This is a genomic window from Mesorhizobium sp. L103C105A0, from assembly GCF_000502215.1.
Taxonomy (GTDB): domain Bacteria; phylum Pseudomonadota; class Alphaproteobacteria; order Rhizobiales; family Rhizobiaceae; genus Mesorhizobium.
Genome location: NZ_AYXF01000020.1, coordinates 26,806 through 49,493 on the forward strand (window position 1 = coordinate 26,806; position 22,688 = coordinate 49,493).

26 protein-coding genes and 1 pseudogene are annotated in these 22,688 nt (G+C 63.5%); 14 read left to right on the plus strand and 13 right to left on the minus strand.

Annotation, left to right across the window (positions count from 1 at the left end; all coding sequences use genetic code 11):
* Positions 1 to 13: 13 nt before the first annotated feature.
* The 3 genes from X727_RS136610 (at position 14) to X727_RS136600 (ending at position 992) form a co-directional block, all read left to right on the plus strand.
* Positions 14 to 208 (plus strand): hypothetical protein, encoded by a 195-nt coding sequence (locus X727_RS136610; protein ID WP_023689866.1) that lies wholly within the window; start codon positions 14 to 16, stop codon positions 206 to 208.
* A 114-nt stretch (positions 209 to 322) separates the two neighbouring features.
* Entirely contained in the window at positions 323 to 592 is a 270-nt protein-coding gene (locus X727_RS136605) for a hypothetical protein (RefSeq protein ID WP_023697755.1), read from the plus strand.
* Positions 593 to 686: 94 nt separating this feature from the next.
* Positions 687 to 992, plus strand: coding sequence for a hypothetical protein (locus X727_RS136600; protein WP_023671444.1), 306 nt, complete (start codon positions 687 to 689; stop codon positions 990 to 992).
* A gap of 22 nt (positions 993 to 1,014) precedes the next feature.
* Here the strand turns inward: X727_RS136600 and X727_RS136595 are convergent, their stop codons facing one another.
* Together X727_RS136595 and X727_RS136590 are read right to left on the minus strand one after the other, a co-directional pair.
* Entirely contained in the window at positions 1,015 to 1,428 is a 414-nt protein-coding gene (locus tag X727_RS136595) for a DoxX family protein (RefSeq protein WP_023700688.1), read from the minus strand.
* Between the two features lie 145 nt (positions 1,429 to 1,573).
* Complete coding sequence (locus X727_RS136590) at positions 1,574 to 2,077, minus strand: Lrp/AsnC family transcriptional regulator (protein WP_023671442.1); 504 nt, start codon at positions 2,075 to 2,077, stop codon at positions 1,574 to 1,576.
* 84 nt (positions 2,078 to 2,161) lie between these two features.
* Here X727_RS136590 and X727_RS136585 point away from each other — a divergent pair, with 84 nt between their 5' ends.
* The 4 genes from X727_RS136585 (at position 2,162) to X727_RS136575 (ending at position 4,154) form a co-directional block, all read left to right on the plus strand.
* On the plus strand, positions 2,162 to 2,719 hold the full coding sequence (locus X727_RS136585; protein WP_023697757.1) for an alpha/beta hydrolase: 558 nt from the start codon (positions 2,162 to 2,164) through the stop codon (positions 2,717 to 2,719).
* An 83-nt stretch (positions 2,720 to 2,802) separates the two neighbouring features.
* Positions 2,803 to 3,168: a VOC family protein gene (locus tag X727_RS136580; RefSeq protein WP_023697758.1), complete on the plus strand. Its 366-nt coding sequence runs from the start codon at positions 2,803 to 2,805 to the stop codon at positions 3,166 to 3,168.
* 402 nt (positions 3,169 to 3,570) lie between these two features.
* The gene (locus tag X727_RS1000000168255) at positions 3,571 to 3,747 is read left to right on the plus strand and encodes a hypothetical protein (RefSeq protein ID WP_023671438.1); all 177 of its coding nucleotides are present in this window, start codon (positions 3,571 to 3,573) and stop codon (positions 3,745 to 3,747) included.
* A 113-nt stretch (positions 3,748 to 3,860) separates the two neighbouring features.
* Positions 3,861 to 4,154 (plus strand): DUF982 domain-containing protein, encoded by a 294-nt coding sequence (locus X727_RS136575; protein ID WP_023685943.1) that lies wholly within the window; start codon positions 3,861 to 3,863, stop codon positions 4,152 to 4,154.
* Positions 4,155 to 4,203: 49 nt separating this feature from the next.
* On the opposite strand, the gene X727_RS136570 is transcribed toward X727_RS136575, so the two are convergent.
* Positions 4,204 to 4,923 carry a Crp/Fnr family transcriptional regulator gene (locus X727_RS136570; RefSeq protein WP_023671436.1) on the minus strand — a complete coding sequence of 240 codons (720 nt, stop codon included), beginning with the start codon at positions 4,921 to 4,923 and terminating at the stop codon, positions 4,204 to 4,206.
* 283 nt (positions 4,924 to 5,206) lie between these two features.
* Here X727_RS136570 and X727_RS136565 point away from each other — a divergent pair, with 283 nt between their 5' ends.
* Both X727_RS136565 and X727_RS136560 read left to right on the plus strand, forming a co-directional pair.
* Positions 5,207 to 5,437 carry a hypothetical protein gene (locus X727_RS136565; protein WP_023671435.1) on the plus strand — a complete coding sequence of 77 codons (231 nt, stop codon included), beginning with the start codon at positions 5,207 to 5,209 and terminating at the stop codon, positions 5,435 to 5,437.
* Between the two features lie 106 nt (positions 5,438 to 5,543).
* A pseudogene (locus tag X727_RS136560) lies at positions 5,544 to 5,948 on the plus strand (hypothetical protein); the annotation flags it as partial.
* A gap of 133 nt (positions 5,949 to 6,081) precedes the next feature.
* Here X727_RS136560 and X727_RS136555 read toward each other — a convergent pair.
* The 3 genes from X727_RS136555 to X727_RS136545 all read right to left on the minus strand — a co-directional run bounded on the left by X727_RS136555 (position 6,082) and on the right by X727_RS136545 (position 9,440).
* Complete coding sequence (locus tag X727_RS136555; RefSeq protein WP_023835350.1) at positions 6,082 to 8,196, minus strand: EAL domain-containing protein; 2,115 nt, start codon at positions 8,194 to 8,196, stop codon at positions 6,082 to 6,084.
* Positions 8,197 to 8,341: 145 nt separating this feature from the next.
* Positions 8,342 to 8,899, minus strand: coding sequence for an RNA polymerase sigma factor (locus tag X727_RS136550; RefSeq protein ID WP_023693751.1), 558 nt, complete (start codon positions 8,897 to 8,899; stop codon positions 8,342 to 8,344).
* A 151-nt stretch (positions 8,900 to 9,050) separates the two neighbouring features.
* Positions 9,051 to 9,440: a DUF427 domain-containing protein gene (locus X727_RS136545; protein ID WP_023693752.1), complete on the minus strand. Its 390-nt coding sequence runs from the start codon at positions 9,438 to 9,440 to the stop codon at positions 9,051 to 9,053.
* An 818-nt stretch (positions 9,441 to 10,258) separates the two neighbouring features.
* Between X727_RS136545 and X727_RS136540 the strand changes: the two genes are divergently transcribed.
* Genes X727_RS136540 through X727_RS136525 form a run of 4 tightly spaced genes read left to right on the plus strand, consistent with a single transcriptional unit; the run spans position 10,259 to position 14,856 of the window.
* Complete coding sequence (locus X727_RS136540) at positions 10,259 to 10,750, plus strand: spore coat U domain-containing protein (RefSeq protein WP_023685937.1); 492 nt, start codon at positions 10,259 to 10,261, stop codon at positions 10,748 to 10,750.
* Between the two features lie 26 nt (positions 10,751 to 10,776).
* Positions 10,777 to 11,499, plus strand: a complete 723-nt coding sequence (locus tag X727_RS136535) for a molecular chaperone (RefSeq protein WP_023715167.1) — start codon at positions 10,777 to 10,779, stop codon at positions 11,497 to 11,499.
* Positions 11,471 to 13,888 (plus strand): fimbria/pilus outer membrane usher protein, encoded by a 2,418-nt coding sequence (locus X727_RS136530; protein ID WP_031204806.1) that lies wholly within the window; start codon positions 11,471 to 11,473, stop codon positions 13,886 to 13,888. The genes X727_RS136535 and X727_RS136530 overlap by 29 nt, the downstream gene beginning before the upstream one ends.
* Entirely contained in the window at positions 13,885 to 14,856 is a 972-nt protein-coding gene (locus tag X727_RS136525) for a spore coat protein U domain-containing protein (protein WP_023835352.1), read from the plus strand. Before X727_RS136530 ends, X727_RS136525 begins: the two co-directional genes overlap by 4 nt.
* Here the strand turns inward: X727_RS136525 and X727_RS136520 are convergent.
* The 7 genes from X727_RS136520 to X727_RS136490 form a co-directional block, all read right to left on the minus strand.
* Positions 14,850 to 15,836, minus strand: a complete 987-nt coding sequence (locus tag X727_RS136520) for a branched-chain amino acid ABC transporter permease (protein WP_023671424.1) — start codon at positions 15,834 to 15,836, stop codon at positions 14,850 to 14,852. The two genes, X727_RS136525 and X727_RS136520, sit on opposite strands and share 7 nt — an antisense overlap.
* 1 nt (position 15,837) lies before the next feature.
* A complete protein-coding gene (locus X727_RS136515; protein ID WP_023671423.1) occupies positions 15,838 to 16,725 on the minus strand; it encodes a branched-chain amino acid ABC transporter permease in 888 nt (295 codons plus the stop codon).
* A 175-nt stretch (positions 16,726 to 16,900) separates the two neighbouring features.
* On the minus strand, positions 16,901 to 17,605 hold the full coding sequence (locus X727_RS136510) for an ABC transporter ATP-binding protein (protein WP_023835353.1): 705 nt from the start codon (positions 17,603 to 17,605) through the stop codon (positions 16,901 to 16,903).
* On the minus strand, positions 17,602 to 18,372 hold the full coding sequence (locus X727_RS136505; protein ID WP_031204810.1) for an ABC transporter ATP-binding protein: 771 nt from the start codon (positions 18,370 to 18,372) through the stop codon (positions 17,602 to 17,604). Before X727_RS136505 ends, X727_RS136510 begins: the two co-directional genes overlap by 4 nt.
* 14 nt (positions 18,373 to 18,386) lie before the next feature.
* Positions 18,387 to 19,595, minus strand: a complete 1,209-nt coding sequence (locus X727_RS136500; RefSeq protein ID WP_023685930.1) for an ABC transporter substrate-binding protein — start codon at positions 19,593 to 19,595, stop codon at positions 18,387 to 18,389.
* Between the two features lie 208 nt (positions 19,596 to 19,803).
* Entirely contained in the window at positions 19,804 to 20,862 is a 1,059-nt protein-coding gene (locus X727_RS136495) for a nucleotidyltransferase domain-containing protein (RefSeq protein ID WP_023835354.1), read from the minus strand.
* Positions 20,863 to 21,072: 210 nt separating this feature from the next.
* Entirely contained in the window at positions 21,073 to 21,669 is a 597-nt protein-coding gene (locus X727_RS136490; RefSeq protein WP_031204812.1) for a YdeI/OmpD-associated family protein, read from the minus strand.
* Between the two features lie 171 nt (positions 21,670 to 21,840).
* Here X727_RS136490 and X727_RS136485 point away from each other — a divergent pair, with 171 nt between their 5' ends.
* Positions 21,841 to 22,455 (plus strand): hypothetical protein, encoded by a 615-nt coding sequence (locus X727_RS136485; protein WP_023835356.1) that lies wholly within the window; start codon positions 21,841 to 21,843, stop codon positions 22,453 to 22,455.
* The last annotated feature ends 233 nt before the right edge of the window (positions 22,456 to 22,688 follow it).

Consider the following 22,688-nt stretch of genomic DNA (forward strand, 5'->3'; position numbering starts at 1 on the left):
CTGGAGGACGATCGTGGTGGCCGGAGAGCCCAATGACGTTCGCGTGGAACGTGTCGACCGCCGCCAATGGGCGGTGCTGGTTGCCGAGAATGGCACGGTGACCCAGCATCTGTTCATGGCCCAGGAAGCGGCCGAGGAGTTTGCCGACGGCGAGCGGACAAGGCTCGGCCTTCCCGCCAGGCCGCCGGCGGCGGATCCGCTGGCCTGAACAGTCCTTCAACCGGCTGCAGGATACAAGACGCAGCCTTCGACAGGCCGTCTAGCGACTGGTCATTAGCTGGCTCTTATGGAATCATTCCACTCCAACTCGGGGGAGAGCGGGATGGACAAACCAGCCATGGCATCCGTGTTCAGGATGCGGCAAGCGCCAGCCACTGTTTCGGGCGTTCGCAGCGTCGGCCAAGGCCAGGCCGATCCGGTCATCGGCAGAAGGCCGCTCGGCGAGGCGATCCGCTTCGTCATCGACGCCCATCCCCATTACGACATCAGCGGCGTTTCGATCGCCTATGGCGACGGCTCGGCCCCGCGCCTCGGCAGCCGGGAGGTCAAGGCGCTGTGGGCCGAATATGGCCGCCGCTGGATGGAAGAGTAGCGCAGGCCATCGGCCGACGCCTATCGCTTGCATCCCCGTCCGGATCGTAACAGCGGCTCATGCGTTGAGCGTGAGCCAAATGGGAGCAACAGCCATGAACGTCGCCAATCTGCAACTCGAAGGCCTGCTGATGGCCGTCGCCTCGATCAATCAGGTGCTGGTGCGCAAGGGCCTGCTCACGGTGGAGGATATCGACATTGCGCTGCGCAAGGCCGAGGCCATCGAAACCGGCGAGGAGCGGTCCGACGGCATGTCGGAGTCCAACCGCGACGCCGTCAACTTTCCGATCCGACTGCTGGAACTGGCCAATCAATGCCAGCCGGAGGCGGACATGCCGTCCTTCTCGAAACTGGCCCGCATGGTCGGTCAGATGAAGGAACCCTACAACGACCAGATGTGAGGCGGTCTGCCGACGCGGGGCCTCACCCTCGGCCAATCTTCGAGGCCAGCACGCTGCCCGGTCCATGCACGGCGGCGAACAGCAGGCCGGCGGCGAACGGGAAATGGGACATGAAGGCGCCGAACTCGGCCTGGTTGCCGGTCCAGTGCGACGGACCGTGGAAGGCAAAGCCGAGGAAGACCACGTAGACGGCGGCGACCAGGGCGGCCGGCGTGAAGAACGCTCCGGTCAGCAAGGCGATCACCAGCAGCGTTTCGAGGATCGCGGCGCACCAGGCCAGAAACAGCGGGAACGGGAAGCCGGCGGCGGCGATGTAGCCGGCGGTCATGTTCATATCCATGAACTTGAAGGCTGCTCCCATCGCGAACATGGCGGCCAAGGTCAGGCGGGCGATGAGAATGGCCGCGGTCTGCCACGGCGATTGAACGGCTTCCATGATGTGCTCCAAAGGTTTGCAACGGGTTTCGCCCCAAGGACGGGCGCCACGCCGCCGATCCTACACCAGCCCGCGAAATTCTTTCGCGGCAAAGCCGGACCTCGCAAAAGGAGGCGCTTGCAATCCTCTTGCCGCGCGTGGCCGCTCAGAGCTTCGCCATCAGCTCCCGCCCCAACCGTTTCGGCGGCTCGGCGCGCAGCACCACATTGGTGGTCACCGCGCCGTAGCGGCCGATGGCATCGACGATGCTTTCGAGGTCGGGCGGCGACGGCACGACCACCTTGACCAGAAAACAATCCTCGCCGGTCACCCGCAGCACCTCGACCACTTCCGGCATGGCCGCGAATTTCTTCAGGCAGGTCTGGATGTGCTCATGCGTGGTGCGCAGGCGGATCATGGCCATGGTGCCGAGACCGAGGGCGGTGGGATCGATCGCGGCCCGGTAGCCGGCGATGATGCCGCGCTCCTCCAGCCGCTTCACCCGCTCCGACGTCGCGGGCTGGGACAGGCCGACGCGGCGGCCGAGTTCGGAAATGCCGATGCGGCCATCCTCCTGCATGATCTCGATGATTGCCATGTCGGTGGGGTCGAGCCGTGGCCGGTAATCGCCGTTTGCCATGAACACCTTCAATCCATCGGAATTCTTCATCGCTTTCCGATGATCTCTCATTCCGCGAACAAGGAGAAGCCCTAGGATTGGGACATCATCTGCGGCGAAGAAACAGGATTTTCCATGACCGACTTCATCATTCTGCCGGGCAGCGGCGGATCGGGCGAGGCCCACTGGCAGACACGCTGGCAACAGGCCGACCCGGCGATGCGCCGCTTCAGCCCGGCAAGCTGGGAGCTGCCGGATTTCGACGACTGGGTGGCGGCGCTGGACGTCGCGGTGTCACAGGCACAGACCCCGCCGGTGCTCGTCGCCCACAGTCTCAGCTGCCTGCTGGTCGCGCATTGGCAGGCGGTGTCGAGCCGTCGGATCGGCGGGGCGTTTCTGGTTGCGGTTCCCGACCCGGCCTCGCCGGTCTATCCCGCTTACGGAATTCCCTTCGCCGATACGCCGCGCGGGCCGCTTCGCTTCCCCTCGCTGATCGTGGCCAGCACCGACGATCCCTATGATCCGAACGGCTATGCCGGTGAGAAAGCCACACAATGGGGCAGCGAACTGCACATCGCCGGGCCGCTTGGTCACATCAACAGCAATAGCGGGCTGGGCGACTGGCCGGCGGGAATGGAGCTGCTGACGGCCTTCGTGAGAGACAGACAGGCCGACCACGCAATCGCACCGTAGGCGCCCGAAGCGTGCGCGCGGGCTTGCCCCGACTTGTCCCGCCAGCTATCTCTCGGGAGGGGCGTTTGTGAGGGAGCCTGCGAATGGTGTCCGTCCGATATCTGGTCCGCGATGTCGATCTGTCCATCGCGTTTTATACGAGCTATCTGGGCTTCGCGCTGAAGCAGCAATTCGGTCCGGCGATGGCCATCCTGACGCGCGGCGACCTCTCGCTCTGGCTCGCCGGTCCCTTGGCGTCGGCAGCCAGGCCGATGCCGGACGGCCGGACACCCGAGCCGGGCGGATGGAACCGCTTCGTGCTCGAGGTCGAGCAATTGCCGTCAATCGTGACTAAGATGGTCGAGGCCGGCGTGCGGTTCCGCAACCAGATCGTCGAAGGTCCGGGCGGGCGACAGATTCTTTGTGAAGACCCGTCCGGCAACGTGATCGAGCTGTTCGAGCCCAGCTAGACTTCGGCCGTCGCCTCGGATTCGGCGCCGGGCTTTGCCTGGCCTTCCCACTGCCGCTCCGCCTCTGCTTTACGCTTCGGACAATCCTCGTAGTCATGCTCTCGCGAACCGCAATAGGAGCAGCATTTTGCCGGCGTGTCGGTTCGAAGCATTGTGGCCATGCACAAGAATGCACGAAAATTCATCCGGTTGCAGCAGCGTCCGCGACGTCGCTGCTGGGATGCGTGACCGCCAGCCTGGCACCGCCCTCAATAGCCGCCGCCGAGGATCGGCAGAATCTCGGCGGCAGACATTGCGCGCGGCGCGTATTCGTCCGGCCTATATCAAAGTTAAATGCGGATGCTGGGCGTGAGGTGGTAGGTGATCGCGATGGGGGGACTCTCAACGCGCTCGAGGTGTCCCATGGACGTTCGAAATCTGATTGCCAAATTGTCAGCCGCGGTATTGCACCGCCGCGCCGCGTCTTCGCCGATACTGTTCAGGCCGATCCGCAACTCGCTCGCCGACATCCCGTTGAAGCCGGCGCCGCGGCCGCCTTATCGTCCGCATCGGCCGATCTGGCCGGCAAGCAACATGTAGCTCGCCGGGCTGCAACCAGTTTGTGATTTCCTCGTTTATGGCGATCCCGTTTTCAAGGAGGCAAGTGATGAGATCGATCCGGGCGAGGCGCGAATGGTTTGGATGGTGAGCGCATGAGCCGTTTTCTGCCCCTGACGATCAGATTCGTGGACGGCAGCGCGATGACGGTGTCGTCGATCGCCGACGCCAGGAGGGCGCTAGGCGGAACATGGAAGAACAAGCAGACGGCGGCCTACAAGGCGGCCGACAGGCTGGTGGATGACGCGTTGAACGGCATTTGCCGCCCGGACATCGCCTTTGCCGCTTTCCAGAATGCCGCCGCCCAACAGGGCTTGCTGAAGCCGGCGAAGCCAAGTGCCGCCCTTGCCATGCTCGACGAATTGGCGTCGCTGGATGGGCATCGTTGAAAGACCGGCTGACGGATTGCCTGCGATGTCATGGCGAACGCCGGATAGCCTATCTCGGCTCGCGGTTCATGCTGAGATAAGTCGGGTCGAACTCGGCGATTTCCACCAGCTGCTGCCAGTCCAGAATGGTCACCATGTAATTTGCCCAGCCGATCACACCGATCTTGCGCAGCGCGCCGATGACCCGGTTCATGTGGACGACCGAAAGCCCAAGCACATCGGCCAGTTCCGCCTGCGACAGGGGAAGCCGGAAACTCATGCCGTTGGTCTGCTTGACGACCTGGAGCCGCACGAACAGCTCGCACACAAGATGCGCCAGATGCGAAGTCTTGGACCGCCGGCCCATGGCCACGATCCATTCCCGATGGATGGCGCCATCGACGAGCGTGTCCAGCCAAAGCAAGCGGCTGAGATGAGGCGCCTGTTCGGTGATCGTCCTTAGCCGACTGTGGTCGGCGGCGATCACCCGGCATGGCGACAAAGCTATAATGCCATGGTCCATTGTCTTGAGCAGGAAGGCGTGCAAATCGACAAAATCGCCTGGCACCTGCAACGAGGTGAACTGGCGGCCGCCATCCTCCAGCACCTTGTAGCGCGCCGCCAGACCCTCGATGATGAGCGTGCTGTAGCCTGGCCTCGATCCCTCTGAAACGATGTCCTGACCGGTGGCAAAATCCATCTCGATGGTCATGGCGGCGGCCAGCAGCCCCTTTTCCTGCTCGGACAAAGCGTCATGCTGGCCAAGGTTGAGATAAAGCGGTTCTAGCATCGAGGATCCAGTTCGAGATTTCGTGGACATTCGTGGCCTAGCCAAACGCCGGAGATCGGGTGCGGTTGCAATCGGCCGGCACGGCGACGGCTCCTGGCAGGAAATCTGCTCAGGGCACAGTCGCATGGAACCATGGGTGCGGGTTGGGATTTAATCCATGTCGCTCAAAAATGGCCCCGATTTTGAGACAACGACATGCATAAAAACACAGACCTGAAGCGCGTCGCCTGCGTCCTTCAACCGCGATGCGCCTTAGCGTTCTCACGCAGGGATCCTTGCACACATGGAACGGTTCTACTTCGACTTGTACAACGCCGAGACCCAGATTGATGAAGAGGGGCAGCTTTTTCCCAGCCGGGAGCGTGCGGGAGCCGAAGCGCTGCGCATATTGCACGATGTGGCGCGCGACGAGATACCGGAGGGCGACCACCGGCGGATCACCGTCAAGATGCTGAACGAGAACAGGGAGCAGATATTCGAAGCGTCGCTGACCATGGCGTCGCTGTGGAGTTGAACTCGTCGACCCTGTCGAGGACTGTATGGAACCTCTTGCCCTCCCCTCTGTTTCCTAAGGAGGGGCCAGCGGCAGAAGCTGCACGGCTGATTGACTGGAGGCATCTATGTCCTTGCAAAAGCTTCATCCCGAGCAGGTCGACGACACACGCAGGCTTGCCTATTCGACCTTTGCCCCGGCGCTGATCGGTTCGCTCACCAAGCGTCTGGCGCGGTGTCAGGGCGTCAAGGAACTGGGCGCCCTGGAAAAGTCGCTCATCCGCCTGATCGAAGACTCTGATGTCGATGGGCCGCAAGCCGAGGCGATGAAAGAGTTCGCCATCGAGCTGGTGGTGTCGACGATATCGGAAGCCCGCGCTCACCCCGACACCAAGAGCGATGTCGAAGCCGTTGGCGAGCGCCGCGCCGAAGGCCGCTCCGAGAACCCGCAGACGCTCGAGGAGCAGTTGCAATCAGGCCTCGAAGACAGTTTTCCGGCCAGCGATCCGCCCGCCGTCCTCTCGACCGCCATTTCCGGCGGCTCGAAGGACCTTGTCGGCACCGACGAGGTGTTGCGCCGCAAGAAGGAGGCGGCGCAGCGAAAGCAGGAGAAGGCCGACGCCGGTTAGCCGGACAAGTCGCGCCAGCTCGGGCGATGAGAAGCCGTCAGCCGAAGCGCTTTTCCGGTGACTGTCCGCTGGATGGTGACTGTTCGCCGGCCCGCGCGACGATCGCCTCGAGCGGCTCCGGCCGGTGCAGCAGAAAACCCTGGCCATAGGCCACGCCCATGCCGCGCAGAATGTCGAGCGCTTCCTGCTGCTCGATCTTTTCGGCCACCACCGCGCAGCCGAGACTTTTGGCGATGCCCGCTATGGCCGAGACGATCTCGCGGTCGAAACGGCTTTCCGCGATATTCTCGATGAACGAGCCGTCGATCTTGATCTGATCGACCGGAAAGCGCCGCAAATATTCGAACGAGCTCATGCCGGCGCCGAAATCGTCGAGGCTGACACGGCATTGCCGCTCGCGCGCCTTGCGCACGAACTGCTCGGCGGCGTCGAAATTGGTGACGGCCGCGGTCTCGGTGATCTCGAAGCCGATGCCGGAATGCGGCGCCCCGGTCTCGGCGATGACGGCGTCGACGAAATCCCATAGCAGCGGATCGCTCAGCGTCTGCGCCGACAGGTTGAAGCCGAGCATGATGGCGCCTGACCGCATCGCCGCGCCATGCTGCGAAAGCGCTGTCCTGATGATCCAGCGGTCCAGCCGCGAGGCAATGCCGAAGCGCTCGGCGACCGGAATGAATTCGTTGGGCGGGATCAGCTTGCCATTGCGCCCGGCAAGCCGCGCCAGCACCTCGACGTGGCGGCTCTCCTGCCAGGGCTGGCCGAGCAGATGGATTTCCTGGCCGAACAGTTTCAGCCGCCCGTCATCCATGGCGTCGACCGTGTCGGCGGCGACACGCGCCGCGTTGAGGCCGCCGGAGCCCGACGCCGCGTCGGCCGAAAACACCGCGAAGCGATTGCGCCCGGCCGCCTTGGCGGCATAGCAGGCGTCGTCGGCGCAGGCCAACGCATCGGCAACCGTGGTGGTGGTGTCCTCGACGAAGGCGATGCCGATGCTGGCCGCGAGTTTTCGCGAGGTCGCCGGCAGTCCGAGGTCGGCGTCACGGACCGCCGCAAGAATCGCGCCGGCCAGCGCCTCGGCCTTGGCCGATTGGCAATTGGGCACCAGCAGCGCGAACTCGTCGCCGCCGAGGCGCGCGGCACGCGCCGATGCCGGCAGGCAGCCCAGAATACCGGCGGCCACACCCTTCAGCGCCAGGTCGCCGGCGGCGTGGCCGGCGAAGTCGTTGAGCGCCTTGAAGTAGTCGAGATCGACGTAAAACACCGCCAGCGGCAAAGCCCGCTCGGTGGCGATGTGCACGGCCAGCAGCCGGTCGAAGGCGGCACGGTTCAAGAGGCCCGTCAGCGCATCGTGGTGAGCGGCGTAGGCGAGTTCCCGCTCGCGTTTCTTGTCCTCGGTGATATCGCGCACGGTGCCGAGAATCTGGCCCGCTGTCTCAGGCGCCGCGATGAAGCGCACCAGCGATTCGACATGGCGGATTTCGCCGTCGCGCCTGACGATGCGGTATTGCGCGGCGACGACGCCGTCGGTCGAAAGCGGCGCCAGATGGGCGCGCTCTGCGGCATCCTTGTCGTCGGGGTGCAGATAGGAATGCCAGAGGTCGGCGGCCACCTCGTCGGTGTCGGCGACCAGGCCGAATATCTCCCTGGTGCGGGCGTCCCAATAGCTCTTGTTGGCGTCGATATCGTGATGCCAGATGCCGGTGCCGCTGGCCGCCAGCGCCAGGCGAAAGCGCACATTGACCCGCTCCAGTTCGGCTTCCGCCTCTTTCTGCCGGCTGATGTCGGTCTGTACGCCCATCAGCCTGACCGGCCTGCCCGTCTCGTCACGCTCGACAATGCCGCCGCGGTCCAGCACCCAGATCCAGTGGCCGTCCTTGTGCTTGAGGCGTAGCTCGGTCTCGATCGAGGCGGTCAGGCCGGAAATGTGCCGCTCTCCGCTGGCCAGCGCCCGCTGGCGGTCGTCGGGATGCGTCAGCTTCAGCCAGAGGTCGTCGCTGTTGGCAAGCTCGCCATCCTCATAACCCAGCATGTGCGACCAGGTTGGCGAATAGAAACAGTCGCCGCTCAAAATATCCCAGTCCCATACGCCGAGATGAGCGCGTTCGAGCGCAAGCGCCCAGAATTCGCCGTTGCGTATTTTCTCTTCAGCCATGCCCTGGTTTCGCTCACTCCGTCGCCGCCACTATGCACGCAAGCAGAGAAGAAAGCGTTACCGGGTGCGCCGCGCCCACAGTGCGGACAAGGCCTGCAATCGTGCCGGACCATGCCGTAAGGCGTCATCATGCGATTGGGGCTCGTCATGCCATTGGCGCCCTGATTGGAACCGCCCTGCCCGGGCCTGGCTCGACGATCCTTATCGCGCGGCGGCGCGCATTGTCCTCGAGCAGGCCGCGCAGTTCCTCACGGCCGCGCGCGATGCGCGACATCAGCGTGCCGGCCGGCACGCCGAGCATCTCGGCGGCCTCGGCATAGGAGAAGCCCTCGATGGCGACCATGGTCAGCGCGGCACGGCGGTCGGGGCTGATCGCCTGCAGCGCGTCGATGATCTCGCGGGCCGCGACATTCTCCAGCTGGTCGGCGGGAGAGGCCTGCACCTCGCCGGCCTCCAGCGGCAGCATCGAGGCCTCGCCTCGCCGGTTCACCTTGCGCATCTGGTCGATGAACAGATGATGCATGATCGTGAACAGCCATTTTCGCGGGCTCTCTCCCGTCTGCCAGTTGTCCAGCCGCAGCAGCGCCCGCTCCAGGCAGTCCTGGACGAGATCGTCGGCGGAATCGCGGTCGCGCAGCAGCGAGCGCGCATAGCGGCGCAGGCGCGGGATTTCGTCGAGAATTGCTCTCTGCTTTTCGTCCATGACCTTTTGTCTTCGTTTCGGCATGCCGTTGCCGCAAAACCGCTGCGCCCCCGGGTGAGGACAGCTTTGGCTGATCTGAAAAATTCCTCTGTTCATGCCTGTCGTCGGCTCCAAAAACGCTGGGCACTTTTGGGCGACAGGCATGACGCGCTCAGCGCGGCGCGGCGTCGATGGTGACCCGGTGTGGGTAGAAGGCACCGTGGTCGCGAATTTCAGTCATCTCGTCGAAAGGCTGCTCATAGGCCCACATCGCGTCGTTGCCGGTTTCACCCGCCGGCAGCACGTTCCAGTAGCTGGCGTCACCCTTGTAGGGGCACAGCGTCGACCGCTCCGTCTTCTTGAGCTTGCGGAAGTCGATGTCCTCGAACGGGATGTAGAAGGAGAAGGGATGGGGCGGCTCGGTCACCATTTTGGCTTTTGCCGAGGAAGCGATGATGGTGCCGTTTGCAAACACGACGACACGCCCGGTGAAGGGCTCGACGGTGATCACCTTGCCCGGATTGCGCCTGAAGCCGGGTGACGGGTTCGCATGCTGATCCATGACTGCTCTCCTTGTCCGCTGGTGGTTCGATGCCGGTCGACGGCGTCAGCTCTCACTGGTCACTGATGGGCCGGCGACAGCGGTCACACGCGACAGCTTCTGGCGCTTTTCGAGCTGTGGCTTTTCATAGGTCTTCTTCATCGTTCTTCCTTTTCTGACGTCTGGCAGCCGGTCCGCGCGGCTGCCGGTCGTGGATCATGGCTCCAAGGGACAACAGGCGCATCTCCCGTCCGGCCGATGCGCCGCCGAAGGAAATCCGGGCCAGCGTGGCAAGAACGATTCGCATGTGTTTCGCCGCGATCCGACGGCGGTGGATTTATCTCAGCCGGGACGGCCATGCTTGGGCCGGGCGGAACACGGTTTTGGCGAATGCGGCCCTGTCAGCACGACCGCAAGGCTTGGACAGGCGCGAACAGCTACCGGCGCGGCTATGGCGATGGCTGCTTGGCGCCGGTGCACGCCGCGAAATATCGATAATAAAGGACGACAGGTGAGACTCTACAAAATCAAGATGATTTGCCAGATATTTCGCCTTTTCGGCACGAGAAGCAAAATAAATTTTCGACAGACAAACTTTCACTTCGGAAAAATGTCCATTTCATCTCTGTTAACCAAATATTAACCAAAATTATCCGATACATACCGAAGTTATTCGCTGTCGCAATCCGAATCTAAGTTGTAATAATCATTGCACAGTTCGCTTATGACATTACTGTATCGTTGATGTCTTGCGAAGCATGCAACGGAGGAGCTGTAGGAGTGAAATCCGGGTCAAGACTGTGTTGCGAGGAACGGTCTGCCCGACGGAGGAAACACGCATGAGATTGCTGAAATATGCGCTGCTGGCGGGAGCGTCGCTGCTTCCCATCCTGCCCGCGATCGCCGCGACCGCGACGGGCAGCATGAATGTCCGCATCACGATTACCGACGAATGCAAGGTGCAGACGGCGAGCGATCTCGATTTCGGCTCGCACGGTGTCATTGATGCGAATGTCGACCAGACCAGCACCATCAACGTGCAATGCACGACCGGCAAGTCCTACAATGTTGGTCTGAGCGCCGGAGCGGGCGCGGGCGCAACGGTTGCTGTTCGCAAGATGACCGGGCCGGCGTCGGCGACGATCGACTACACCATCTACAGGGAAAGCACCCGGACGCAGCTTTGGGGCACCACGATCCCCACCGACACGGTCGGCGGAACCGGCAACGGCGCCATTCAGCCGCTGACGGTCTACGGGCGTGTTCCACCGCAGACGACACCGGCGGCGGGCCTCTACACCGACACCGTTGCGATCACCATAACGTACTGACAATCGATACCAACACGAGGACGATCATGCGATCCATGCTTTCACGCATCGGAGCCACGGCTGTTCTGTTGCTGTGCGCCGGTCTCTCACAAGCCGCTTCGCTCAGGGTGGCGCCGACAGGTCTCGAGCTGATCTCGCCCGACGCCTCGGCGGTTCTCAACCTCAGCAACGATGACCCCAAGCGGCCGATCAATGTGCAGATACGCGTCTTCGCCTGGAGCCAGGCTGGCGGGATCGAGACGCTGACGCCGACTACCGACGTCGTCGCCAGCCCGCCATCGACCAAACTCGGACCCAATGCCCAATACGTGGTTCGCGTCGTGCGCGTCAGCAAGGCGCCGGTGCGGGCCGAGGAAAGCTACCGCGTCATCGTCGACGAGTTACCCGACCCGTCGCGCAAGAAGGCCGGTACGGTCGCGCTCGCGCTGCGCTACTCCGTGCCGGTGTTTTTCCGCGACGCCGATGCGGCCGCGCCGGCAGTCGCCTGGAGTGTTTCGCGCAAGGGCGGCAGTCTTGTGCTGACAGCCAGCAATACCGGTGAAAGTCGTCTCCGCTTGTCCAACCTATCCCTGACCCAGAACGGCAAAAAGCTCGGCAACCGAAACGGGCTCGTCGGTTATGTCCTGGGCGGCGCGACCATGCAGTGGCCGATCGGCAGCGGCAAATCACTGTCCGCGGGCTCCGTGCTTTTGAAGGCACAGAGCGATCTTGGACCCTTCGATGCCAACGTTGCCGTCAAGGGCAAGTAGCGTCGCTGTCATCGTCGCGGTTGCGACTTTCACACCTTGCTTGGCGGTGCGTTCGCAGGAATTTCCGGCCGTGACGAACCTCGAACAGCCGGCTTCCGTTTTACCAGCGGGCCGCAGCCTCTATCTCGAGGTGTTCATCAACGACGTTTCGACCAAGCTGGTCGGCAATTTTATCGAGATGCCGGATGGTGGGCTGGCGGCGGCGCCCCAAGAGCTGAAGGAGGTCGGCCTGAAACCGCCGGAGGACATAGCCGACGCCGGCGGCCTGGTCAGGCTCGACCAGTTGGCCGACGTTTCGTTTCGGATCGATGAGGTAGCCCAGCGCCTCTACGTCACCGCCGCCAATGACAGCCGCGAGGCGCGCATGGTGGATCTCGGCTTGCGCTTGCAGGACCGGCCGGCGCCGCAATCGGGCTTGGGCGCGGTTCTCAACTATTCGCTGTTTGCCAGCTCCAACACATTGTTCGACAAGGACGTCGAGCTGTTCCAAGGCGTTTCCGGCGGCTTCGATGCGCGCGCGTTCAGCCCCTATGGAACGCTCAGCCAATCCTTCATCGCCGGCTATTCCGACGGCAGGCTGGGCGGCTTCACGCGGCTCAACACGACATGGAGCTATTCCGACCCCGACCGGCTGATGACCTACCGCGCCGGCGACTTCATCTCCGGTGGATTGTCGTGGACGCGTCCGATCTATCTCGGCGGCATCCAGGCGCAACGCAACTTCCACCTGCGATCGGACCTGGTGACGCTACCCCTGCCCTCCTTCGGCGGCACGGCGGCGGTGCCGTCGACGCTCGAGGTCTACACGCAGAACGTGCGCACCTATTCCGGCGACATCCAGCCCGGGCCGTTCCAGGTCACCAATCTGCCGGTGTTCACGGGCGCCGGACAGGCGCAGGTGGTGCTGCGCGACAGCCTCGGCCGCGAGACCACGGCCACCTTGCCGTTCTATGCCTCCAGCATGCTGCTGCGCCAGGGACTGCTCGACTTTTCCGTCGAGGCAGGGATGGCGCGGCGCAATTTCGGCATCTCCTCCGACGATTATGACGGCCGCGTCATGGGGGTCGCCAGCGCGCGTTACGGCGTGACCGACCGGCTGACATTGGAAGCCCATGCCGAGGGCGGCGCCGATCTGATCAATGGCGGCATAGGTGCTGCCTTCCCGCTCGGGGCATATGGCGCGGCTTCGCTGGCGGTCGCCGGCAGCCATCATGACCGGCGCACCGGCTCGCTGGTCGATGCCAGTGTCGAATTCGGCTATGACGGCTGGGCGATCAACGCCCACATGCAGCGGGCCTTTGGCGGCTATGAAGACATCGCCTCGGTGACGGCGGAGCCGGTTCTCGACCCCGACGACTTCACCCCTTTCAGCGCTGGCGTGCCGCGCTCGGTCGACCAGGTGACGCTCAGCGTGCCGATGCCGATCGATTTCTCCAGCCTCAACCTGTCCTATACGCATTTGAAGAGCGCCGAGGGCGAAAACAGCCAGATCGTCGGCCTGTCCTACAGCCAGGCGATCTTCAAGCGCAGCACGCTCTATGCCACCGCCTTCGCCGATCTCGACGACGACAGCAGCTATGGCGTGTTCGCCGGGATTTCGATCCCGTTCAACGACGAGATCTCGGCGTCGACAGGCGTCGAGCAAGGCCCTGAGGGCCTCAATGTCACTGCCGACCTCGCCAAATCGGAGCGGGCCGAGGACGGCAGCATCGGCTGGCGGCTGCGCACCTCCGAAGGCGAGGTTCCCAACCGTTCGGCAGCGGTGAGCTACCGCGCGTCGTTTGCGCGTTTTGAGGCCGGCGCCCAGCAATTCGACAAGGACTTTCGCGTGACCGGCCAGATGGACGGCGCCATTGCGGTCGCAGGCGGCGGGGTGTTCGCCACCAACCGCATCGACGATGCCTTTGCCGTCGTCGATGTCGGCACGCCTGATGTCGAGGTCTTGCATCAGAACCGGCCGGTAGGCAGGACCGACAGCAAAGGCCGCATCCTGGTCACCGGGCTCAACTCCTATGAGCTGAACACGGTCTCCATCGACCCGAAGAATCTACCAGTCGACGCGGATGTCCCGGCTACCAAGGAGACCGTCGTCCCAGCCGACCGCAACGGCGTCGTGCTGAAGTTCGGCGTGTCCGAGGCGGCGCAGGCCGCGCTGGTGACGCTGGTCGACTCGAGCGGAACGCCGCTCGAAGCCGGACTGTCGGGACGCGTCGATGGCGGCACCGAAGACTTCGTCGTCGGCTATGACGGGCAGGCCTATATCAAGGGCCTCGGCAAGCAGAATTCCGTGCAGGTCGAGCGCGCGGACGGCGGTTCATGCCGGGCAGAGTTTCCCTTCGAGGCGGTGCGCGGCCGGCAGGTGGTGATCGGGGACGTGGTGTGCCAATGAACATCCGACGCCAGGTGCTGCGCGCAACGTTCATCATTGTCCTTATGCTGCTGCCGTCGCTCGCCCGCGCGCAAAGCTGCAGTTACACCGTCACCAGTATGAATTTCGGCCTCATCGACACACTGTCAGGCACGGCGGCGACATCGACCGCGACCCTCAGCATGAATTGCAGCGGCAGTTTGCCGTTTCTGCTGCCCGTCCTGGTCTGTCCGCACTTCGCCTCCGGCACAGGCGGCGCTTCCTCGGCGGCCGCCAGGCAGATGGCGAACGGCGCCAACAGCCTCAACTACCAGCTCTATTCGGATCCTGGAATGAGCGTCGTCTGGGGCTCCTACAACTGGGCCTATGCCTCGCGCCCGCCGCCGCAGACGCTGAACCCCAATCTCTTCGGCAACTCATCGGGCACGGCGACCATCTATGGCCGCGTGCCCGGCGGCCAGTCGACCGTTCCGCCCGGCACCTATCTCTCGACGTTTTCGAGCACGCATGTCGAGATCCTCTCCCGGACGACCCTGTTGGGCAGCAGCTGCAGCGGCGGCTTGGGCAACCCCGACACCAATCCGACCTTCACCATCAACGCGACGGTTGCGGCCAATTGCCTGGTCACCACCCAGAACATCGATTTCGGCTCCAAGGGCGTGCTCACCGCCAATGCCGACGCCACCGGCCAGGTCTCGGTCACCTGCACGCCGTCGACCGCCTATACGGTGTCGCTGAATGGCGGCACGACAGGCGGCACGCCGACCAACCGAAAGATGTCAAAGGGGGCTGAGCGGGTGACCTACGGCCTCTACAAGGACGCCGCGCGCTCGCAGCCCTGGGGTGACGCCGGAACGCCGGGAAGCACGGTGGCCGGTACCGGAACCGGTACGGCCCAGGCGCTCACCGTCTATGGCCGCGTGCCGCCGCAGACGACGCCCTCGGCCGGCGTCTACACCGACACGGTGGTTGTGACCATCACCTATTGATCGCGGCCCGCCTCGCCGTTGGCCGGCGCCAGCCAGCGCGCGTAAATCTCGCCGACGATGCCGCGGCGAAAGACCAGCACGCAGATCATGAAGATCAGGCCGGTGGCGATGGTCACCGGGAAGCCGGAGGTGGCGAGCGTGTTTTCCAGCCCGACGACGAGGCCGGCGCCGACGACAGGACCGACCATGGTGCCGATGCCGCCGAGCAGCGTCATCAGGATCACCTCGCCCGACATCTGCCAGGTGACGTCGGTCAGCGTCGCGAACTGGAAGACGATCGCCTTGGTCGCGCCGGCAAGCCCGGCAAGGGCTGCCGACATGACGAAGGCGACGAGCTTGTAGCGGCCGACCGAATAGCCCAGCGAGATGGCGCGGTTCTCGTTCTCGCGGATCGAACGCAGGATCATGCCGAACGGCGAGTTGACGATGCGCCAGACGGCGAAGACGCCGATGAGGAAGACGGCAAGCACGACGAAATACATGTTGAGCGTGACGTTGAGATCGACGATGCCGAACAGATGCCCGCGCGGCACGCCCTGTATGCCGTCCTCGCCTTCGGTGAACGGCGCCTGGACACAGAAGAAATAAAACATCTGCGCCAGCGCCAGCGTGATCATCGAGAAATAGATGCCTTGCCGGCGGATGGCGAGGAAGCCCATGACCAGGCCGAGCACGGCCGCTCCGGCGGTGCCGAGCAGGATGCCGGCCTCGGGCGGCCAGCCCCATGCCTTGACGGCGTAGGCGCAGAAATAGGCGGCGGCGCCGTAGAAGGTGGCGTGGCCGAACGACAACAGCCCGGTGTAGCCGAGCAGCAGGTTGAAGGCGCAGGCAAACAGCGCGAAGCACAGCATCTTCATCAGGAAGATCGGATAGACGAAGAAGGGCGCGGCTATCAGCGCCAGTATGGCCAATGCCAGCAATACCCGCTCCAGCCGCACGGAGGCGGCGGTGCGCTGTTGGTGAAGGGTTGCCTCGCTCATCTCAGGCGTCCCTTCCGAACAGGCCGGCGGGGCGCAGGAGCAGCACGACCGCCATGATGACGAAGACGACGAGGTTCGACGCCTCGGGATAGAACACCTTGGTCAGGCCCTCGGCGAGGCCGAGCATATAGCCGGTGACGATGGCCCCGAGGATCGAACCCATGCCGCCGACCACGACGACGGCAAAGACGACGATGATGATATCGGAGCCCATCAGCGGACTGACCTGGTAGACGGGCGCGGCGAGAATACCGGCAAGGCCGGCGAGCGCCGCGCCGAGCCCATAGGTGAGCGTCAGCAGCAGCGGCACGTTGACGCCGAAGGCCTGCACCAGCTCCGGATTCTCGGTCGCGGCGCGCAGATAGGAGCCGAGCCTGGTCTTTTCGATCAGGAGCCAGGTGCCGATGCAGATAATGAGTGAGGCCACCACCACCCAGCCGCGATAGTTGGGCAGGAACATGAAGCCGAGATTGGTGCCGCCGGCAAGCTGCGCCGGAACGGCATATGGGTTGCCTGACACACCGTAGTAGAAACGGAACACGCCTTCGATGACCAGCGCCAGTCCGAAGGTGAACAGCAGCCCGTAGAGCGGATCCAGGCGGTAGAGCCGCGACAGCGCCACGCGCTCGACCGCCATGCCGAAGACGCCGACGATGAGCGGCACCAGGAGCAGCGCCGGCCAGTAGCCGATGCCGAGATGGACGAGCAGCAGGTAACCGATGAAGGCGCCGAGCATATAGAGTGCGCCATGGGCGAAATTGATGATCCGCAGCAGGCCGAAGATGACGGCCAGGCCGAGGCTCAGCATGGCGTAGAAGGAGCCGTTGATCAGCCCGACCAGCATCTGGCCGAGCAAGGCCTGGACGGGGATGCCGAAGATCATGGTCATGGCGTCACCGATGGTGTTGCAAGGGGGATGCGTCTGTGCGGCACGTACCCCCACCCGGACCTTCGGTCCGACCTCCCCACAAGGGGGAGGTAGGGCGGTGGCCCTCCACCCTCACCCTTATGGGGAGGGTCGCTGCGCAGCAGCGGGTTGGGGGTACTGCCGTGGGCTGTCGTCATCATACCCCCAACACCTCGTGCAGCTGTTGCGTGTGAGCGGCAAGCTCGCTTACGGCAAAACCCTCCACCACCTTGCCGTGCTCCATCAGGTAGAAGCGGTCGGCGATGCGGGCGGCGAAGCGGAAATTCTGCTCGACGAGCAGGATGGTCATGCCGCGCTTTTTCAAGGTCGCCAGCAGTTCGCCGATGCGCTGGACGATGACCGGCGCCAGGCCCTCGGTCGGCTCGTCGAGCAGCAGCATCTGCACGCCCGTCCGCAGGATGCGGGCGATGGCCAGCATCTGCTGTTCGCCGCCGGAGAGTTTGGTGCCGGGGCTGTTGCGGCGCTCCTTGAGATTGGGAAAGAGATCGAAGATCTCGTCGACGCTCATGCCGCCCTTGGCCACCACCGGCGGCAGGATCAGGTTCTCGTCGACGGTGAGCGTGGCGAAGATGCCGCGTTCCTCCGGCACGAAGCCGATGCCGCGATGGGCAACACGATGCAGCGGCAGGCGCATCAGGTCGCTGCCATCGAAGGCGACGCTGCCGCTGCCCTTGCGGACCAGCCCCATGATGGCGCGCAGCGTTGTGGTCTTGCCGACGCCGTTGCGGCCGAGCAGCGTCACGGTCTCACCGCGAAAAACGTCGAGGTTGACGCCATGCAGCGCATGGCCCTCGCCATACCAGGCATGGAGATCGCGCACGGCAAGCAGCGGCTCACTCATGCTCGGTCCCCCTGCTCGGTCCCCATGTAGGCGACCCTGACGCGCTCATCGTTGCTCACCGTCGCGTAGTCGCCGGCGGCGAGCACCTGGCCGCGCTGCATGACGGTGATCCAGTCGCAGAGGTCGGCGACGACGGTGAGATTGTGCTCGACCATCAGCACGGCGCGGTCCGTTGCCAGCGAGCGGATGATGCCGGAAATGACGCCGACATCCTCGTGCCCCATGCCGGCCATCGGCTCGTCGAGCAGCAGCACTTTCGGGTCGAGCGCCAGCGTGGTGGCGATCTCGAGCACGCGCTTTCGGCCATAGGAGAGATCGCCGGCCGGACGATGCGCGACATCGTCGAGACCGACGACGGCAAGCAGTTCGCGCGCCCGTGGAGTCAGTTGGTCAAGCGCGGCCAGCGAGCGCCAGAACTGGAAGCCGAGCCCGCTCGGCCGCTGCAAGGCGACGNGATGCGGAAAGATCGCCGATATCTGGAACGAGCGGACGAGACCCATGCGCGCCACCCTGGCCGGCGCGGTGCGGGTGATGTCGTTGCCCAACAGTTCGATCCTGCCGCTGCTCGGCTGCAGGAACTTGGTCAAGAGGTTGAAGATCGTCGTCTTGCCGGCGCCGTTCGGCCCGATCAGTGCATGGATCTGGCCGTGATGGACGTCGAGGTCGACATTGTTGACGGCGACGAAACCGGCAAAATCGCGCCGCAGGCCGCGGGCGGAGAGCACCACCCGCGGCTTGATTTCGGCACCGTCCGGCTGGACGGCCACGGCTTGCGCCAGCGTCACTTGGTGACGAGCGGGCAGCCGCTGTCTTCAGCCTTGATGAAGGCCTTGTCGCCCGGAATGGTCGCAAGGTAGGTGTAGTAGTCCCAGTCCTTCTTCGACTCCTCGGGCTTTTTGACCTGATAGAGATACATGTCGTGCACCATCGAGCCGTCGGCCTGTACCTTGCCGTTGGCGTTGATGATGTCGTCGACGGGCATTTCATGGAGTTGCTTGGCGACCGCCTCGGTCTCGTCGGTGCCGGCCTTGTCGATGGCCTTGAGATATTGCAGCACCGCCGAATAGGTGCCGGCCTGGATCATGTTGGGCATGCGGTTGGTGCGCTTGAAGAAGCGCCCGGCGAAGTCGCGGCTCTTGTCGTCGCGGTCCCAGTAAAACCCTTCGGTGAGCACCACGCCCTGCGCCGCCTGCAGTCCGAGGCCGTGCACCTCGGCAAGCGTGAACAGAAGTGCTGCCAGCCGCTGGCCGCCGGCGACGATGCCGAACTCGGCCGCCTGCTTGATGGTATTGGAGGTGTCGAGGCCGGCATTGGCAAGGCCGATAACCTTGGCGCCGGAGGACTGCGCCTGCAGCAGGAAGGAGGAATAATCCGTCGATCCCAAGGGGTAACGCACCTCGCCCAGCACTTTGCCGCCGCTTGCCTCAACAACCTTTGAGGTCTGCTCCTTCAGCGAATAGCCGAAGGCATAGTCGACGGTGATGAAATACCAGCTGTCGCCGCCCTGCTGCACAAGCGCGCCGCCGGTGCCGACCGCCTGCGAGTGGGTATCGTAAGCCCAGTGGAAACCGTAGGGCGAGCATTGCTTGCCGGTCAGGTCGGCCGATGCCGCTCCGGTAACGATGTCGATCTTCTTCTTTTCCTTGGACAACCCCTGGACGGCGAGCGCCACCGAGGATGTCGTCAGTTCCATGATCGCGTCGACCTGCTCGGTGTCGTACCACTGGCGCGCAATGTTGGAGGCAATGTCGGGCTTGTTCTGGTGATCGGCGTTGACGATCTCGATTGGCGCGCCCTGCACCTTGCCGCCAAAATCCTCGACCGCCATCCTGGCGGCCTCGACCGACCATTTGCCGCCGAAATCGGCATAGACGCCCGACTGGTCGTTGAGGATGCCGATCTTGACCTTGCCGTCGGAAATTTCGCCGGCCGCCGCCGGCATCGCAGTCGCCGCAAGCAGCACGGCTGAGACGAGATAGGATGCTTTCACAGGTGGTTCCTCCCTTGTGGCCGACGCTGGAAAACGCGGCGGCCTTGCAATGGTTCAACAACTCCGTCCGGTTCTCGCTGAAATCCGGGCCAGCGCCCGCCACTTCTCCTCTTGGCAACCCCTCCGCCCTGGGTGCGCCGGGAACCGTAGCATCACATTTCGCGAGGCGAGAATGCTATTTTCGTAGCATGGCGTGCTAGCGCGGCCGCTACCAGTCGGGCTCAATTGGAGAGTCTTCGGAAAAGCCGCTCGGGCCAGGCAGAGAGAGCGTTGCGGCCGCAGCGTCCAGCAGTGCCCCCGGAAGCCCTTTGAGATGCTCGCTGTCCAGCGGAAGCGCAAGATAGCCCGTGGCAATGCGTGCAGCCGCTTCCGCCTGTTCACGATCTCTCATTGCCTTGACCGCAGACCGATCAGGCCGCGTGGCCAGCCAAGCCTTGTGCAGAGCGAACATTCGAGGGTCGACCGTCGGCATGCTTACGGGATAGCCACGCTCATCGATCGCCACAGCCTCCACCTTCGGGGCGTTGATGAGCCATTGCAGCCCCTTCATGGGTGCGCTGTCGAGGTCGTCGGCAAGCTGTGTAATCGAGGTAGTGGCGTTGTCCTTGAGGACATGTCTTGCCCGCGGACGGATCAGGTCGACCAGATAGCCATCACGGTTCGCTGCCCTGAAGGCCCGGGGCTGGAGCGGCTTGAAGGACCTGTCCACTTTACGCAACACGCCTATCAGGCCGGACTGGCTTACCCTCTCGCCGGTCACGAAGCTGATGCGGCGTCGGGAATCGAAGAGCAGGTCGATGTCGCCGGTTGCCGTGAGACCGCTGGTGATCTGGACGCCCGCCAGAGCCTCGTAAGCGAACAGCGCATTCGTGCCGACGACCAGCAACTGCTTGCCCAGCGGGTCTGTTTCGGCGCACCGCCGCAATATCCGTGCGGCGATGGCCGGTACCCTGCCCAACCCCATTGCCACATTGACTTTCGCCAGGCCGTTCAGGCGATCGGCCAGACCTGCCAGCAGATCCTTGTTCTGCACCCTGCACTCGGAAAACGCAGCGAACGCCTTCTCCGTCTGGCTGCTTTTCGGCCCGAGTGAATTCTCGACCTGCCGGACCTTCCGCAGCAGGTATTCAGCACCGCTGCGCTCAACCCAGCGCATGCTGCCTGCAAAGCGCCTTTGGCGCTGGTCATCAGCACGCTGCCAGGCCTCGTAGACCTGTTGCGTATCTATGAGTTGGCGCCGCTGCTCGCCGGTCAACTCTCTCAGCATCGTTTTCCACTCTTAAGCCAGGATCAAGTTAACATAGTGGAAAACTCTTAATTAACAATATGTTGTTACTTTTTTCCACTATCGCAGCTATCATCCGCACGACGAGTGGAAAATACCGTAAAGACAATATGTTATGTCCGGGCAAGCGAGGCCAGAACCTCACAAGCGGGTTTTTAGCTGCGCGCACCATGGCAGCCGCTTGCCGTCGCCTCACCGCTTCTGCGGATAGATCGTCTCGCCGCGCTTCAGCATCGCGACGAAAGCCTCGATCTTCTTCTTGCGCCCCGCCTCCGTCTTCATGTTGTGGGTGCGGAAGGCGAGCGCGAAGCGGTTTTGGGCGGAAAGCTTCGCCAGCATCTCTTTCGCCTTTGGCTCGGCATCGATGGCGGCCTGCAGATCGTCAGGGATCTTCATGTCCTTGCCTGAGGCATAGGCGCGGTCCCAGCGGCCGTCGGCCTTGGCAGCCTCGACCTGTTTCAGCCCGTGTTCAGTCATGCGGCCCTCCTCGACCAGGCGGGCGACATTGTCGATGTTGATCTTGCTCCAGATGCTCTTCTTGCCGCGCGGCGTGTAGCGCTGCAGAAAGCTCTTGTCGTCGAGCGGCTTGCGTATGGCGTCGATCCAGCCGAAGCACAGCGCCACGTCGATAGCCTGCTTCGGCGTGATCGAGGCGAGGCCCGAGCCGACCTTGTGGACCTTGATCCAGACCTCGCTCTCGCCGGCATGATTTTCGCGCAGCCAGGCGTAAAAACTGTCGGGATCGGGGAATTCATGAACCTTGTCGGGATCGACCTTGAACGGCGCCATCATCACCTCGTTGTTGCCGGGCCGGCTGTATCGGCTGTCGATGCCAGTTTCCGTCATCGGCGTCGATACCCCCTAGCCTATTGCGAGCCGGCTTGCGCCCAAGCCGGCGCTCATGGCAGTTTCCCGGCTGGTCGAGCCGGGCAAGGCAGACTGCAATTCGGGGGAAATGCCATGCGATCGATGTTACTCGGCCTCATCCTTCTGCTGCCGGCCTCGGCGCTCGCCGAACCCATCGAAACCCAGAAGATCATCACCGCGCTGACCGGCGACTTCAATGGGGACGGCGCCGCCGATCTGGCGATGATCGTCGAGACCGAGCCCGAAGATAGCACCATGGACATGCATTTCTTCCTGAGGGACAAAAAGTACAATTTTCTGAAACCCGCCGGCGTCGTGCATGAGCAGGTCTACGGCGAATGGAACGACTACGACCAGCCGCATTATGAGGGCTCCGGCATCGAACCGGAGTTGACCTTGCTGCCCAACGGCTCGATCAAGATCTATCTGCCGGGGCTGATCGGCCCCGGCGAGCGGACCGACATGACGCTGACCATCGCCTGGCGCAACGAGGCCTTCGTCGTCGCCGGCGTTGCCTATGACCATTACAAATACCAGTCTGTTGTCGTCTACAGCAGCTGCGACTACGACGTGCTGACCGGCAAGGGCAAAAGTATGCAGACGCAGGATGATGACAGCAAGGTGAACAGTATCGTGTCTGTCGAAGGCCAGGTCGTGCCCTTCGCGGAGTGGGACACGGGGACGCCTTTTAGGGTATGCGGGGATTGAGGGGGCAGCCAATCTCCCCCTCGTGGGGAGATGGCCGGCAGGGGGGCCGCTGTCCCGCCAACGCACCGGCCAGTGTCAGCCACGTTTATCCCGCGATTCTTGTCAGAAAATAGATCGAGAGGTCGCGATCCTTCGCGCCCCCCCCCTCTGCCCTGCCGGGCATCCCCCCCACTTGGGCATAGGCGCTAAGATAGCTTTGGCATGGACTGAAATTTGCGCTTTCGTGGTGGTTC

Coding starts and splice junctions, on each gene's coding strand:
- X727_RS136605 (WP_023697755.1), top strand. CDS start 323: ATGGACAAACCAGCCATGGCATCCGTGTTCAGGATGCGGCAAGCGCCA.
- X727_RS136600 (WP_023671444.1), top strand. CDS start 687: ATGAACGTCGCCAATCTGCAACTCGAAGGCCTGCTGATGGCCGTCGCC.
- X727_RS136595 (WP_023700688.1), bottom strand. CDS start 1,428: ATGGAAGCCGTTCAATCGCCGTGGCAGACCGCGGCCATTCTCATCGCC.
- X727_RS136590 (WP_023671442.1), bottom strand. CDS start 2,077: ATGAAGAATTCCGATGGATTGAAGGTGTTCATGGCAAACGGCGATTAC.
- X727_RS136585 (WP_023697757.1), top strand. CDS start 2,162: ATGACCGACTTCATCATTCTGCCGGGCAGCGGCGGATCGGGCGAGGCC.
- X727_RS136580 (WP_023697758.1), top strand. CDS start 2,803: ATGGTGTCCGTCCGATATCTGGTCCGCGATGTCGATCTGTCCATCGCG.
- X727_RS1000000168255 (WP_023671438.1), top strand. CDS start 3,571: ATGGACGTTCGAAATCTGATTGCCAAATTGTCAGCCGCGGTATTGCAC.
- X727_RS136575 (WP_023685943.1), top strand. CDS start 3,861: ATGAGCCGTTTTCTGCCCCTGACGATCAGATTCGTGGACGGCAGCGCG.
- X727_RS136570 (WP_023671436.1), bottom strand. CDS start 4,923: ATGCTAGAACCGCTTTATCTCAACCTTGGCCAGCATGACGCTTTGTCC.
- X727_RS136565 (WP_023671435.1), top strand. CDS start 5,207: ATGGAACGGTTCTACTTCGACTTGTACAACGCCGAGACCCAGATTGAT.
- X727_RS136555 (WP_023835350.1), bottom strand. CDS start 8,196: ATGGCTGAAGAGAAAATACGCAACGGCGAATTCTGGGCGCTTGCGCTC.
- X727_RS136550 (WP_023693751.1), bottom strand. CDS start 8,899: ATGGACGAAAAGCAGAGAGCAATTCTCGACGAAATCCCGCGCCTGCGC.
- X727_RS136545 (WP_023693752.1), bottom strand. CDS start 9,440: ATGGATCAGCATGCGAACCCGTCACCCGGCTTCAGGCGCAATCCGGGC.
- X727_RS136540 (WP_023685937.1), top strand. CDS start 10,259: ATGAGATTGCTGAAATATGCGCTGCTGGCGGGAGCGTCGCTGCTTCCC.
- X727_RS136535 (WP_023715167.1), top strand. CDS start 10,777: ATGCGATCCATGCTTTCACGCATCGGAGCCACGGCTGTTCTGTTGCTG.
- X727_RS136530 (WP_031204806.1), top strand. CDS start 11,471: ATGCCAACGTTGCCGTCAAGGGCAAGTAGCGTCGCTGTCATCGTCGCG.
- X727_RS136525 (WP_023835352.1), top strand. CDS start 13,885: ATGAACATCCGACGCCAGGTGCTGCGCGCAACGTTCATCATTGTCCTT.
- X727_RS136520 (WP_023671424.1), bottom strand. CDS start 15,836: ATGAGCGAGGCAACCCTTCACCAACAGCGCACCGCCGCCTCCGTGCGG.
- X727_RS136515 (WP_023671423.1), bottom strand. CDS start 16,725: ATGACCATGATCTTCGGCATCCCCGTCCAGGCCTTGCTCGGCCAGATG.
- X727_RS136510 (WP_023835353.1), bottom strand. CDS start 17,605: ATGAGTGAGCCGCTGCTTGCCGTGCGCGATCTCCATGCCTGGTATGGC.
- X727_RS136495 (WP_023835354.1), bottom strand. CDS start 20,862: ATGCTGAGAGAGTTGACCGGCGAGCAGCGGCGCCAACTCATAGATACG.
- X727_RS136490 (WP_031204812.1), bottom strand. CDS start 21,669: ATGGCGCCGTTCAAGGTCGATCCCGACAAGGTTCATGAATTCCCCGAT.
- X727_RS136485 (WP_023835356.1), top strand. CDS start 21,841: ATGCGATCGATGTTACTCGGCCTCATCCTTCTGCTGCCGGCCTCGGCG.